Source organism: Vibrio sp. ER1A (assembly GCF_000733315.1).
GTDB lineage: Bacteria > Pseudomonadota > Gammaproteobacteria > Enterobacterales > Vibrionaceae > Vibrio > Vibrio mediterranei.
This window is the reverse complement of sequence record NZ_JPJA01000088.1, coordinates 120,211-133,429: the sequence shown is the minus strand read 5'-3', so window position 1 is coordinate 133,429 and position 13,219 is coordinate 120,211. Positions and strand designations below refer to the sequence as shown.

Below are 13,219 nucleotides of genomic sequence, written 5' to 3'. Positions count from 1 at the left end.
ACGTTTTATGAAGGCTAAAGACTTGAAACTCTTTAGCCTTCGTGTTTTATTGCGTCTATCCTCTTTTAAAAACTCGCCTTCCTACACGAAAGTTCAAGGCTAAGACAGGGAATCTAAATGTCAGAAAGCAAGACCACCAAATTTGTAACTGCTGGCCGCAGTAAGAAATGGACTAACGGCGTAGTTAACCCGCCTGTACAACGAGCTTCTACCGTTGTCTTTGACACCGTGGCGGAAAAAAAGCACGCCACCATCAACCGAGCCAACAAGACACTGTTCTACGGACGCAGAGGCACTAACACGCACTTTGCCTTTCAAGATGCTATGACTGAAATTGAAGGCGGTGGTGGATGCGCGCTCTACCCATGTGGCACGGCCGCTATTTCTAACGCCATTTTGTCGTTTGTTGAGACTGGTGATCATATCCTGATGGTGGATACTTGCTACGAACCAACGCGCGATTTTTGTGATTCAATCATGAAGAAAATGGGGATAGAAACGACCTACTATGATCCGATGATTGGTGAAGGCATCCGTGAACTGATTCAGCCCAATACCAAAATTCTATTTTTGGAATCACCTGGCTCTATCACAATGGAAGTTCAAGACGTTCCTTTGATGGCTAAGATCGCACACGAAACCGATATTATCGTCATGCTTGATAATACTTGGGGCGCTGGTGTGAATTTCTCACCTTTTGAACACGGGGTCGACGTTTCTATTCAAGCAGCTACTAAGTACATCGTAGGTCACTCCGACGTTATGCTAGGTACGGCAGTGACCCACGAAAAGTACTGGGATCAGTTGCGTGAACAAAGCTATCTGATGGGACAATGTGTTTCACCAGATGATGCATACTTAGGACTTCGCGGCATTCGTACGCTTGATGTGCGGCTGCGCCAACATGCAGAGAACAGTTTGCAAGTTGCGAAGTGGTTAGCAACGCGTGCTGAAGTCGACCATGTGCGTCACCCTGCTCTAGATACATGCCCTGGCAGTGAATATTTCCATCGGGATTTCACCGGCGGCAACGGGCTATTTAGCTTTATCCTTAAGACCAGTAATACCAAAGCAACAACGGCATTTTTGGATGGTATGAAGCACTTTAGTATGGGTTATTCTTGGGGTGGATTCGAAAGCTTAGTGTTGGCAAATGAACCAAGTAGCTTCAATTCATTACGAACGGTAGCCAACCCTAATTTTGAAGGGACGCTAATTAGACTTCACATTGGGCTGGAAAGCATTGATGATCTGATTAACGATCTCAAGCAGGGCTTTGAGCGCTATAATTCCGTTATACAAGAACAAACTCTCACCCAATAAACCTCAAATGGCTTTCAGTGTTGAAAGCCATAAATAATTCACGATAAGGTACTCTTATGAGATTACGAGCAGATGTCGCTATCTTTGACATTCTAGGCCACTTGCTCATCTGGTTAATTCTCAGCATTATCACGTTTGGCATCGCGCTGTTTTTCTTCCCTTATTCATTTTCCAAGTTCATCATAAATCGCACTTACGTCATTGATGAATCCGGCCGAGAGCGAAGAATGGACTGTGATATCGATCTATTTAGCGACTTAGGTCATGTATTGCTTTGGTTTATTATTTCAATACTGACATTAGGGATCGGCTATGTATTTTACTTTTATCGTGTTTGGAATTACGCACTCAATCACACCCGAGTAGAGTAGCATTACAGATAATCAATGAAGCTCATCGACATGTTGATGAGCTTCGTGTATTTCTGTACAAAATTTCCTTTAGCTATAATTCACCGTCGGATCAACACACTGGTATATCTGACCAATTGACGCCTCGTTCAACAAAATTTGATGTGCAAGGCGAGCGACTTCACTTCGAGTGATCGCACCATGTACTTCAACTCCTTGCGATAACTCCCCACAAGTTGTCACTTCCCCGTCCTTCAATCCACCAGGTCTCAATACCGTGTATTCCAGTTGACTGCTGGCTAACCAAGCCTCAGCTAAGGACTTCTCCCTTACCGCTGCCCCAAAGCCTGCTTTCGCTCGCTCTGAAAGAAACTTCCATGAATCTCCACATCCTAATGAAGTAACCAACAGGAAACGTTCAATACCTTTTGTCTCCAGTGCGTCTATCAAGTGACGGTGTCCGAGATAATCGACAGGTACGTCGGCTCTAAAGCTACCCATGGTTGACAGCACTACGGTGTCTTTCGGAAGACATTCCACCGCAGCCTCTACATCCGGCTGCTTAGTTGCATCACAAGCAATTAATTGAACGCACAAGCTGGCCAGTTCGTCGGTCTTTTTCGGGTCTCTTGCAACACCAATAACTTCCACTCTTTGACTTGCAAAATAGCGAACGGCAGCCAAGCCGAGGCCACTGCTTGCACCAAAAATAGTAATACTCTTCATTTCAACACTTCACATTGATAATGAGAATAATTTACACTATCAGAAATACCAGTCTAGGTGTTAAATCAAACAAGTGTGGGTTATAAGACAATTTTTCATGATAAGGTGAATCATTACACTCTTCGTTTAGCGAGAGACAAGGATAATCTTATGAGTAAAGCTGCCAAACTGTATTATGTTTATGATCCGATGTGCTCATGGTGCTGGGGTTATGCACCTACTTGGAATTTGATTAAGACACTGTTGGATGACCAACTAGACATTCAATACGTACTCGGAGGCTTAGCGCCCGACTCCAACGTACCAATGCCATTAGAAATGCAAACTCAAATCGCCTCTTATTGGCGCAAAATCGAAAGTTATTTAGGCACTGAGTTTAATCATGATTTTTGGACCTTGAATACGCCTAAACGCTCCACTTACCCGGCCTGCCGCGCGGTGCTGGCTGCACGTAAGCAGCAGTCCGAACAAGACATGTATCGTGCTATACAGCAGGCCTATTATCTTGAAGCAAAGAATCCCAGTGAGTCAGAAGTACTTTTCGACTTAGCTAAACAAGTTGGACTAGATATTGAAGCATTTAGACATGACTTTCTTTCAGCTGAGATCAATCAGCAGCTTTCGGGAGAGATAAGATTTGCTCGTAGCCTTGGCGGTAACAGCTTTCCTTCTTTATTTTTAGCCCATGATGACATCATTGTTGAGCTACCCATTGATTATAAAAATCCCAACACAACAATCGATTTAGTCAAACAGCAACTCTGAACGTTCTAGAGACGAAAAAAAAACCTGTCTCGTTGAGACAGGTTTTTCACTACAAATGTTGATTACTCTTCAGTAGCAGAGTCGTCAGCCGCTAAATCTCCAGATTCTGGCGCTTGAGTCTCTGCATTTGCTTCAACTTCTTCGCCCTCTGGCAGCTCTAACTCTTCGACTTCATCAATACGCTGCAAACCAACGACTGATTCGTCAGACGCGGTGCGGATAAGCGTAACACCTTGAGTATTACGACCAACTTGACTCACTTCAGCAACGCGAGTACGAACTAGCGTTCCTGCGTCAGTGATCATCATCATTTCGTCGCCTTCTTCAACTTGAATCGCGCCAACTACTGGGCCGTTTCGCTCAGAAACTTTGATAGAGACAACACCTTGTGTTGCACGACCTTTCGTTGGGTACTCTTCAAGTTCAGTACGCTTACCGTAACCATTTTGTGTCACGGTTAGAATGTCACCTTCGTTAGAAGGAACAATCAATGACACCACTTGGTCTTCATCTGCCAGTTTCATACCACGGACACCTGCCGCAGTACGACCCATAGCACGTACTTTGTCTTCGCTGAATCGAACTACTTTACCCTGCTTCGAGAACAGCATGATGTCACTTTGACCATCGGTGATATCAACGCCGATTAGCGAATCATCATCACGTAGGTTTACAGCAATTAGGCCGTTTGCACGAACGTTAGAGAATTGGTCTAGAGAAGTCTTCTTAACGGTACCGTCACCAGTCGCCATAAAGATAAATTTCTCTGAGCTAAATTCACTTACAGGAAGAATTGCCGTAATACGCTCACCTTCTTCTAGTGGAAGAATGTTAACGATAGGCTTACCACGAGCAGTACGACTTGCGAGTGGTAATTGATATACTTTCAGACGGTATGTCTTACCGCGCGTAGAGAAGCACAAGATATTGTCGTGAGTATTTGCAACAAGCAGACGCTCGATGTAATCCTCTTCCTTCATCTTAGTCGCACTCTTACCTTTACCACCACGACGCTGTGCTTCGTAGTCGCTTAGGATTTGATACTTCACATAACCTTCGTGAGACAAAGTGACTACTACGTCTTCACGAGCGATTAGCTCTTCCATATCAATGTCGTGAACCGCCGCTGTGATTTCACTACGACGCTCATCACCGTAAGTTGCTTGAACTAATTCAAGTTCTTCGGTGATCACTTCCATCAAGCGCTCTGTGCTTGCAAGAATGTGCATCAGTTCTGCAATTTCTTCTAGAAGTGCTTTGTACTCATCAAGAATCTTCTCGTGCTCTAGACCAGTTAAACGGTGTAGGCGAAGTTCAAGAATCGCTTGAGCTTGTTGCTCCGTTAGGTAGTACAGACCGTCACGAATACCGTATTGGTCTTCTAGCCAATCTGGACGAGCTGCATCGGTACCAGCACGCTCTAGCATAGAAGCTACGCTACCTAGCTCCCAACCGCGAGAAACCAGGCCTACTTTTGCTTCAGCTGGTGTTGGTGCGTTCTTGATAAGTTCAATAACTTCATCAATGTTCGCAAGTGCTAGAGATAGCGCTTCTAGAATGTGAGCACGGTCTCTTGCTTTACGAAGTTCGAAGATAGTACGACGAGTCACAACCTCACGGCGGTGATCAACAAAGCACTTCAGCATGTCCTTAAGGTTGAACAGCTGTGGCTGACCATTGTTTAGGGCAACCATGTTGATGCCGAATGTCGTTTGCAGCTGAGTCTGTGAGTACAGGTTGTTTAGAACCACTTCACCTACTGCGTCACGCTTACATTCGATAACAATGCGCATACCGTCTTTATCAGACTCATCACGTAGTGCGCTAATGCCTTCTACTTTCTTATCTTTAACTAGCTCTGCAATCTTTTCGATTAAGCGAGCTTTGTTCACCTGATAAGGGATCTCGGTAACAATGATGGTTTCTTTACCATTCTTGTCTTCTTCGATCTCTGCTTTAGAACGCATGTAGACCTTACCACGACCCGTCTTGTAAGCATCGATGATGCCTTTACGACCACTGATCAGTGCCGCTGTCGGGAAATCTGGGCCCGGAATGTAATCCATGAGCTCATCAATCGTGATGTCTTCATTCTTGATGTATGCCAAACAGCCATCAATAACTTCGTTTAAGTTATGTGGTGGAATGTTTGTCGCCATACCTACAGCGATACCTGACGCACCATTAACCAGAAGGTTTGGAATTTTTGTCGGTAGTACGGCTGGAATTTGTTCCGTTCCATCATAGTTAGGAACGTAGTCAACCGTCTCTTTGTCTAGATCCGCTAGCAACTCATGAGCGATTTTCGCCATGCGGACTTCGGTATAACGCATTGCCGCCGCAGAGTCGCCGTCAATCGAGCCGAAGTTACCTTGACCATCGACCAACATGTAGCGAAGTGAGAAAGGCTGCGCCATACGAACGATGGTGTCGTATACCGCACTATCACCGTGTGGGTGATACTTACCGATTACATCGCCGACCACACGGGCAGACTTTTTATATGGTTTATTCCAATCATTACCTAGAACATTCATCGCGAACAAAACGCGGCGGTGAACAGGTTTTAGACCATCACGCACATCTGGAAGAGCACGACCCACGATAACTGACATCGCGTAGTCGAGATAAGAGCCTCTCAGCTCATCTTCAATGTTTACGGGCGTGATCTCTTTAGCTAGATCGCTCATAGAGCCAATATCCCTCTATATTTTGATCGTATACTCGATACGTATAAGGTGACAAAATATAACACATTAATACCGTGTTCGGCATCACTTTCCCTTCGCTTTTATCATGTTGTGACCTTGGTTGCGATTCAAACGTCCACAATTTGCACATTTCCAATCTATGACCCTGAAAATCGGCGAAAAAACGGCCAATTAATCAGATAAATAGTGTGCTGGCTAAAGAATTCTGAGGATTCTGCCTACGAGAAGATATTTCCCAAACCAATTTGCGGTATACTGCATCGCAACCTTGGAACAAAACTCTTAGCATATATGGATAAGCAACAAAACGTAGACCTCAACGAAATTAAGAAATTTGAAGAGATGGCAAGTCGCTGGTGGGATCTAGAAGGTGAGTTCAAACCACTGCACCAAATCAACCCTCTCAGACTCAATTATGTCTTAGAAAAGGCCAATGGCTTGTTTGGTAAAACCGTTCTTGATGTAGGTTGTGGCGGCGGTATCCTTGCAGAAAGCATGGCGAAACAAGGTGCTGAGGTTACAGGGTTAGACATGGGTAAAGAGCCGCTTGAAGTCGCCAGACTGCATGCACTAGAAACAGGCACCAAACTTACCTATGTGCAAAGTACAGTGGAACAGCACGCCGCTGAAAACGCTGGCAAATACGATGTCGTAACATGCATGGAAATGCTAGAACACGTACCAGATCCTGCATCAGTCATCGCATCATGTTCAAAGCTGGTTAAGCCTGGTGGCCAAGTATTCTTCTCCACCCTTAACCGCAACTTGCAGTCTTACTTATTTGCCATCGTTGGTGCAGAGAAGCTGCTTAAAATAGTTCCAGATGGCACGCACTCACATGACAAATTCATCAAGCCTTCAGAACTTATCAAGATGATCGATAAAACTGACCTTACGGAAAAAGGCATTACAGGGCTTCTCTATAATCCACTAACCGATACCTATAAACTGGGTAATCGTGTCGACGTGAACTACATCGTGTTCACCGAAAAGTCGCTTTAAGTTCCTCAATAATGTAGTGCCAATTTCCTTCGGTTAGTTGGCACTCAGTTTCGTTAATTTTCACACACAAATCATTTACAAAAACAAGACACTTTCGCCGATTTTGTGTGCCGATATCGCAGTTTTATTGAGCTAAAGAATAACAACCAAAAATTGGCAAAGATCAAGGAATTTTTTTTCGCCTTTGTTTAAAAGAAAACCAATCTGCTAGCACGCAAATTTCACTACTAAGTCGGGTCTATCTTCAATGGTAAGTATCTACTAACCGAAATTTTTCTTTCCCCTAGTTATCCACAAGACATTCAATTTCTCAAACTTGAAAATCTCCCGCTATAGCACTATCTTGTAACTCGTAGTTAAGATGACCCCTATATCTTGTGTTGGAAGCCGAAACATATAGGGTGACATTGATCACGAAGCTATCGCTAAGACTCAACAAAATTTCATAAAAGTGAAGCTTCATATTGTTTTGTTAGGGAACACCTCAGAATGAACCAACAACTTACCGTTACTAAGCGTAATGGCCGCAAAGAAAGTATCGATCTCGAAAAAATCCATCGCGTCATCGCATGGGCTGCAGAAGGGCTTAACAACGTTTCTGTATCTCAGGTAGAACTCAAGGCTCACATCCAGTTTTATGATGGTATTACTACGTCAGATATCCACGAAACTATCATCAAGTCTGCTGCAGATTTGATTTCAGAAGACGCGCCTGACTATCAATATCTCGCTGCGCGCTTAGCTATCTTCCACCTGCGTAAAAAGGCGTATGGCCAATATGAGCCACCAGCGCTATTTGACCATGTTTCTAAAATGATAGAGATGGGCAAGTACGATGCGCATCTATTGGAAGATTACACTAAGTCCGAATTAGATGAGTTGGATAGCTATATCGACCACACTCGAGATCACGACTTCTCATACGCTGCCGTTAAACAGCTTGAAGGTAAGTACTTCGTTCAAAACCGTGTTTCTGGTCAGATTTACGAAAGTGCACAGTTCCTCTACATCCTGGTAGCGGCTTGCCTATTCGCTAAGTATCCAAAAGCGACTCGTCTTGACTATATCAAGCGCTTTTACGATGCAACGTCAACATTCAAGATTTCTCTACCGACACCGATTATGTCAGGTGTTCGTACTCCTACGCGCCAATTTAGTTCGTGCGTATTGATTGAATGTGGCGATAGCCTAGATTCTATTAACGCAACAGCAAGCTCAATTGTTCGTTACGTTTCACAACGTGCTGGTATCGGTATCAATGCTGGTCGTATTCGCGCGCTGGGTTCTGAAATCCGTGGAGGCGAAGCCTTCCACACCGGTTGTATCCCATTCTACAAGTACTTCCAAACAGCAGTAAAATGCTGCTCGCAAGGTGGTGTTCGTGGTGGTGCAGCAACTGTGTTCTACCCAATGTGGCATGGCGAAGTACAGTCACTACTTGTTCTTAAGAACAACCGTGGTGTAGAAGAAAACCGTGTACGTCACATGGATTACGGTGTTCAGCTGAACAAACTCATGTATGCTCGCCTAGTTCAAGGCGGCAACATCACTCTATTCTCGCCTTCAGATGTACCGGGTCTATATGATGCGTTCTTCGAAGATCAAGATGAGTTTGAACGTCTATACGTTAAGTACGAAAACGATCCGTCAATTAAGAAAGAGACCGTTAAAGCGGTAGAGCTATTCTCTCTGCTGATGCAAGAGCGTGCTTCTACAGGTCGTATCTACATTCAGAACGTAGACCATTGTAATACGCACAGCCCATTTGATTCGAAAGTTGCGCCAGTTCGCCAATCTAACCTATGTTTAGAAATCGCACTGCCGACTAAGCCATTATCAAACGTAGAAGACGACTCAGGTGAAATCGCTCTATGTACACTTTCGGCATTTAACCTTGGTGCAATCAACGAGCTCGATGACCTAAAAGATCTATCAGACCTCGTGGTTCGTGCTCTTGATGCTCTACTTGATTATCAAGACTATCCATTACCAGCTGCTTATAAGTCTACGATGAATCGTCGTACGCTGGGTGTCGGTGTTATTAACTATGCCTACTACCTTGCGAAAAATGGTGTTAAATACTCTGACGGTTCTGCAAATAACCTTACTCACCGTACATTCGAAGCGATTCAGTACCACTTGCTAAAAGCGTCTGTTGAACTGGCGAAAGAGCAAGGCCGTTGCCCATCATTCCATGAGACAAACTATGCGAAAGGTCTATTACCTATCGACACTTACAAGAATGATGTTGATTTAGTGTGTGACGAACCACTGCACTATGATTGGGATGAGCTACGTTCTGAAATCATGGAATTTGGTCTACGTAACTCAACACTGACGGCGCTAATGCCATCTGAGACTTCCTCTCAGATTTCTAACGCGACTAACGGTATCGAACCACCTCGTGGCTACGTTTCAGTGAAAGCATCGAAAGACGGTATCCTGAAGCAGGTTGTTCCAGACTTCGCTAATCTAAAAGAGAACTACGAACTACTTTGGAACATCGGCAACAACGACGGTTACTTGCATCTAGTAGGTATCATGCAGAAATTCGTTGACCAAGCGATCTCAGCAAATACTAACTATGACCCAAGCGTTTACGAAAGCGGCAAAGTGCCGATGAAGAAATTGCTTCAAGACCTACTCACTGCGTATAAATATGGCGTGAAGACACTTTACTACCATAACACTCGTGACGGTGCGAAAGACGACCAAAGCGACAAATCTACAGTAGTAGTTGAGCAAGATGACGATTGCGCAGGCGGCGGCTGTAAGATTTAATATCTCGCAGTAAACAAGTTAAGATTTTCTCGCCCTTCCCTTAAGCGGAGGGGCTTAAAAAGGATTGCAGCACAATGGCTTACAGTACTTTTACCCAAACAAAGAATAACGCACTAAAAGAACCAATGTTCCTAGGTCAACCAGTGAACGTTGCGCGTTATGACCAACAGAAATTTGAGATTTTTGAAAAGCTGATTGAGAAACAGCTTTCCTTCTTTTGGCGTCCAGAAGAAGTAGATGTATCAAGCGATCGAATTGACTACAACAAATTGCCAGAGCATGAAAAACACATTTTCATCAGTAACCTGAAGTACCAAACGCTTCTAGACTCGATTCAAGGTCGTAGCCCGAACGTTGCTCTGCTACCGCTCGTGTCACTTCCAGAGCTAGAAACATGGATCGAGACATGGTCATTCTCTGAGACTATCCACTCTCGTTCTTACACGCACATCATCCGTAACATCGTGAACGATCCAGGTGTGGTTTTTGACGATATTGTTGAAAACGAACACATCCTAAAGCGTGCGAAGGACATCGCACACTACTACGATGATCTGATTCAAGCGACAAACGACTACCACCGCTTCGGTGAAGGTACGCACAACATCAAAGGCGAAGAAGTTAAAGTTAACTTGTACGACCTGAAGAAGAAGCTGTACCTATGTCTGATGTCAGTAAACGCACTAGAAGCGATTCGTTTCTACGTGAGTTTCGCTTGTTCGTTTGCGTTCGCAGAGCGTGAGCTGATGGAAGGTAACGCGAAAATCATCAAGCTGATTGCTCGTGATGAAGCGCTGCACCTAACCGGTACTCAGCACATGATTAACCTGCTTCGTAACGGTCAAGACGATTTCTCATTCATGCAAATCGCTGAAGAATGTAAGCAAGACTGTTTCGACCTATTCAAAGAAGCGGCAGAGCAAGAAAAAGAGTGGGCAGAATACCTATTCAAAGACGGCTCTATGATCGGTCTTAACAAAGATATCCTGTGCCAATACGTTGAATATATCTCGAACGTTCGTATGCAGGCAGTTGGTCTTGATGCAGCTTATCCAGAAGCTACATCGAATCCAATTCCTTGGATTAACGCTTGGTTATCATCTGATAATGTACAGGTTGCACCACAAGAAGCAGAGATCAGTTCTTACCTTGTCGGTCAAATCGACAATGAAGTAAACGCAGACGACTTCGAGGGCTTCGAACTTTAATGCCAACCATTAAGATAAACTCTATCACCACTATAGAGTCTAACCCTTCAAACACAGTCTTAGAGACTATGGAGCAAGCAGGGTTAGAACCTGAATACAACTGTCGAGACGGGCACTGTGGCGCTTGCCGCTGTACACTGGTTTCGGGAGAAGTGGAATATGTAGGGTTTGCAATGGCATATACACAAGGTAATGAAATCCTGCCTTGTATTTGTCGAGCGAAAACTGATATCGAGCTCGACAATATTGCGCATCAAGTTAAGAAGCGAGCATAGCTCAAGTCATTCCCAAAACGGCTCTCCAGAGCCGTTTTTTATTGCTGCGGGTTTGAGCAGGTGTAGTCAGCGAGTGTGCAATTCCCTTCACTAAATCGTACAACATTAAAAATAACCCTTTACAAGGTGTTTTATAAGCCCCATACTGGCGCCGCTCTGTTGTTCAGAGTTATTAAATGAAATATCCAGTTGTAAAAGTAAAACTCTCAGAATCTCTTCGTTATTGTTGTCATCCTCAGTGTTTCCCTAAGCTTCATCGATACATTAAATAATTCCAGCCCATCAGCGCATCGCAACAATTTTAAATTTATATAAGGGACACATCATGTCTAACAAAGTAAACGGCACAGTAAAATGGTTTAACGAAGAGAAAGGCTTCGGCTTCCTAGCTCAAGAAAATGGCGGTGCTGACGTATTCGTTCATTTCCGTGCTATCGCATCTGAAGGTTTCAAAACTCTAGCAGAAGGCCAAAAAGTGTCTTTTGAAGTAGAGCAAGGCCAGAAAGGTCTTCAAGCTGCAAACGTTGTAGCTCTATAAGATTTTATTGATGAAAGCGGCATCATTAACCGCTTTCATCTTATCTTTTCACTTTGGATTTTAGAAAAAACTAGCAATAACCTCTCCTCTCAACGTTCTCGCTATACATTTCTCTATCAAGCAACACGCTCAAACATCCATCACTCTCTGATGGTATTAAATCTACAATTAGCATCATTATATTTAGGTAAATTATGTCTCGATCTATCGGCAGAAAACGCTTTTGGTTTTACCAAAACCGTGAATCCACTAAAAACACACAAAAATCCAAATAGGAGAAATATGAAAGTAACGTTTAAATCAATTAAAGATAATGTAACTTGGGTCTCTGAACCGCACCAACTAAACAGCGATATTTTGCTTAGACACTTCCTCACCAGAGCAAAAACCAAAGACCTAAATTTGGCGTTTAGTTACTGTGAATCTACTCATACTGGCACCATTACCAACGTCCATGACGAGCTAATTGGAAAGTTCTCGCTACAGGCTTGATACTCAGTACCTTCACTACTAAGGCCAGTATCCATTGGACATCACTATAACTATTCATAAACACTATCCATCAACGTGCTTACCGCCTTCAGCACCTTGATAATATTGCGACTTTTATAGTGCCCCTTGCGCCTTATTTACTCCTCGTTACAACAATCAACCTTTATCACAGCCTTAATTTGATCAACCTTAGGTTAATGCGTATCCGTTGGCGGAGATAAAATCATTTTGATTTTCGCCCTTAACGTTAGATCTTTGCGTGATAAGTCATTTAGCATTTCTTTCCATTCTGCAAAAGTAACCGTGATTGGATTGAAGCTATTAACTGGCTTACTGATTCCATAACGAACTTCTTCTACTTCAGGCTCAAAAGTCCCAAACATGCGATCCCAAATAATCAGAATTCCCGCGTAGTTTTTGTCTATGTATTGCGCGTTGACACCATGATGAACTCGATGGTGTGATGGGGTATTAATCACCCATTCAAGGGGTCCTAAGCGACGTATCCATTGTGTATGAACAAAGAACTGTAGACCTAGATTCAGCAGCACTACAAATACCACCCATTTGGGGTCGAAACCTATAATGACCAATGGCATCCAAAACAGCCACATTCCCGCTAGCGGGTACATTAAACTCTGTCTAAATGCGGTACTGAAGTTCATATTCTCGGAACTATGGTGGACAACGTGAGCAGCCCACATCCAGCGAATGCGATGACTCGCTCGATGGAACCAATAGTAGAAAAAGTCTTGTAATACCATTAACGCCAAAAACATGCCTAATGACATCTTGATATCAAAAAGTTTCCAGCCAAACACTAGTAAGTATAGTTTGGCGATAAACAGACCCGCAATGAGATCGGTAAGTTGATGAAGCCCAGCCAACGAGAAGTTACATGCCAATTCCTTTAGAGAGTACTGGGCTGAGCTTGGCAGGCGGTTTCCCCGTTGACCAAGCCAATACTCGAGCACCATCATAATGACAAATAAAGGAGCTAATACAATTAACAACCACTCCGGGTTTTGAACAAGTTTATCCATCATAT

The 13,219-nt window shown here is 43.7% G+C and carries 12 protein-coding genes; 9 read left to right on the top strand and 3 right to left on the bottom strand.

Annotated elements, in window-relative coordinates; all coding sequences use genetic code 11:
- Nucleotides 1-117: 117 nt before the first annotated feature.
- The gene (locus HW45_RS16270; protein ID WP_038228206.1) at nt 118-1,323 is read left to right on the top strand and encodes a cystathionine beta-lyase; all 1,206 of its coding nucleotides are present in this window, start codon (nt 118-120) and stop codon (nt 1,321-1,323) included.
- 56 nt (nt 1,324-1,379) lie between these two features.
- Complete coding sequence (locus HW45_RS16265) at nt 1,380-1,694, top strand: DUF6693 family protein (protein ID WP_038228205.1); 315 nt, start codon at nt 1,380-1,382, stop codon at nt 1,692-1,694.
- Nucleotides 1,695-1,763: 69 nt separating this feature from the next.
- Here HW45_RS16265 and HW45_RS16260 read toward each other — a convergent pair whose 3' ends face one another.
- Nucleotides 1,764-2,399 carry an NAD(P)H-binding protein gene (locus HW45_RS16260; RefSeq protein WP_038228204.1) on the bottom strand — a complete coding sequence of 212 codons (636 nt, stop codon included), beginning with the start codon at nt 2,397-2,399 and terminating at the stop codon, nt 1,764-1,766.
- Between the two features lie 150 nt (nt 2,400-2,549).
- Between HW45_RS16260 and HW45_RS16255 the strand changes: the two genes are divergently transcribed.
- Nucleotides 2,550-3,164, top strand: coding sequence for a DsbA family protein (locus tag HW45_RS16255; RefSeq protein WP_038228203.1), 615 nt, complete (start codon nt 2,550-2,552; stop codon nt 3,162-3,164).
- A 62-nt stretch (nt 3,165-3,226) separates the two neighbouring features.
- Here the strand turns inward: HW45_RS16255 and gyrA are convergent, their stop codons facing one another.
- A complete protein-coding gene (gyrA, locus tag HW45_RS16250; protein ID WP_038228202.1) occupies nt 3,227-5,854 on the bottom strand; it encodes a DNA topoisomerase (ATP-hydrolyzing) subunit A in 2,628 nt (875 codons plus the stop codon).
- Nucleotides 5,855-6,166: 312 nt separating this feature from the next.
- Here gyrA and ubiG point away from each other — a divergent pair, with 312 nt between their 5' ends.
- The 6 genes from ubiG (at nt 6,167) to HW45_RS16220 (ending at nt 12,171) form a co-directional block, all read left to right on the top strand.
- Nucleotides 6,167-6,877, top strand: a complete 711-nt coding sequence (ubiG, locus tag HW45_RS16245; RefSeq protein ID WP_038228201.1) for a bifunctional 2-polyprenyl-6-hydroxyphenol methylase/3-demethylubiquinol 3-O-methyltransferase UbiG — start codon at nt 6,167-6,169, stop codon at nt 6,875-6,877.
- Nucleotides 6,878-7,366: 489 nt separating this feature from the next.
- Complete coding sequence (gene nrdA, locus HW45_RS16240; RefSeq protein ID WP_038228200.1) at nt 7,367-9,658, top strand: class 1a ribonucleoside-diphosphate reductase subunit alpha; 2,292 nt, start codon at nt 7,367-7,369, stop codon at nt 9,656-9,658.
- Nucleotides 9,659-9,732: 74 nt separating this feature from the next.
- The gene (gene nrdB / locus HW45_RS16235; RefSeq protein ID WP_006073932.1) at nt 9,733-10,866 is read left to right on the top strand and encodes a class Ia ribonucleoside-diphosphate reductase subunit beta; all 1,134 of its coding nucleotides are present in this window, start codon (nt 9,733-9,735) and stop codon (nt 10,864-10,866) included.
- Nucleotides 10,866-11,141, top strand: coding sequence for a class I ribonucleotide reductase maintenance protein YfaE (gene yfaE / locus HW45_RS16230; protein WP_006073928.1), 276 nt, complete (start codon nt 10,866-10,868; stop codon nt 11,139-11,141). Before nrdB ends, yfaE begins: the two co-directional genes overlap by 1 nt.
- Nucleotides 11,142-11,466: 325 nt before the next feature.
- The gene (gene cspE / locus HW45_RS16225) at nt 11,467-11,679 is read left to right on the top strand and encodes a transcription antiterminator/RNA stability regulator CspE (RefSeq protein WP_006073927.1); all 213 of its coding nucleotides are present in this window, start codon (nt 11,467-11,469) and stop codon (nt 11,677-11,679) included.
- 282 nt (nt 11,680-11,961) lie between these two features.
- Nucleotides 11,962-12,171 (top strand): hypothetical protein, encoded by a 210-nt coding sequence (locus HW45_RS16220; protein ID WP_038222859.1) that lies wholly within the window; start codon nt 11,962-11,964, stop codon nt 12,169-12,171.
- Between the two features lie 194 nt (nt 12,172-12,365).
- On the opposite strand, the gene HW45_RS16215 is transcribed toward HW45_RS16220, so the two are convergent.
- The gene (locus HW45_RS16215; RefSeq protein ID WP_081875840.1) at nt 12,366-13,217 is read right to left on the bottom strand and encodes a sterol desaturase family protein; all 852 of its coding nucleotides are present in this window, start codon (nt 13,215-13,217) and stop codon (nt 12,366-12,368) included.
- Between the last annotated feature and the right edge of the window lie 2 nt (nt 13,218-13,219).

Excerpts from the sequence above, each read along its gene's own strand:
- nrdA (WP_038228200.1), top strand. The coding sequence starts at position 7,367 with ATGAACCAACAACTTACCGTTACTAAGCGTAATGGCCGCAAAGAAAGT.
- nrdB (WP_006073932.1), top strand. The coding sequence starts at position 9,733 with ATGGCTTACAGTACTTTTACCCAAACAAAGAATAACGCACTAAAAGAA.
- gyrA (WP_038228202.1), bottom strand. The coding sequence starts at position 5,854 with ATGAGCGATCTAGCTAAAGAGATCACGCCCGTAAACATTGAAGATGAG.
- HW45_RS16255 (WP_038228203.1), top strand. The coding sequence starts at position 2,550 with ATGAGTAAAGCTGCCAAACTGTATTATGTTTATGATCCGATGTGCTCA.
- HW45_RS16270 (WP_038228206.1), top strand. The coding sequence starts at position 118 with ATGTCAGAAAGCAAGACCACCAAATTTGTAACTGCTGGCCGCAGTAAG.
- HW45_RS16260 (WP_038228204.1), bottom strand. The coding sequence starts at position 2,399 with ATGAAGAGTATTACTATTTTTGGTGCAAGCAGTGGCCTCGGCTTGGCT.
- HW45_RS16220 (WP_038222859.1), top strand. The coding sequence starts at position 11,962 with ATGAAAGTAACGTTTAAATCAATTAAAGATAATGTAACTTGGGTCTCT.
- ubiG (WP_038228201.1), top strand. The coding sequence starts at position 6,167 with ATGGATAAGCAACAAAACGTAGACCTCAACGAAATTAAGAAATTTGAA.
- HW45_RS16215 (WP_081875840.1), bottom strand. The coding sequence starts at position 13,217 with ATGATGGATAAACTTGTTCAAAACCCGGAGTGGTTGTTAATTGTATTA.
- HW45_RS16265 (WP_038228205.1), top strand. The coding sequence starts at position 1,380 with ATGAGATTACGAGCAGATGTCGCTATCTTTGACATTCTAGGCCACTTG.
- yfaE (WP_006073928.1), top strand. The coding sequence starts at position 10,866 with ATGCCAACCATTAAGATAAACTCTATCACCACTATAGAGTCTAACCCT.
- cspE (WP_006073927.1), top strand. The coding sequence starts at position 11,467 with ATGTCTAACAAAGTAAACGGCACAGTAAAATGGTTTAACGAAGAGAAA.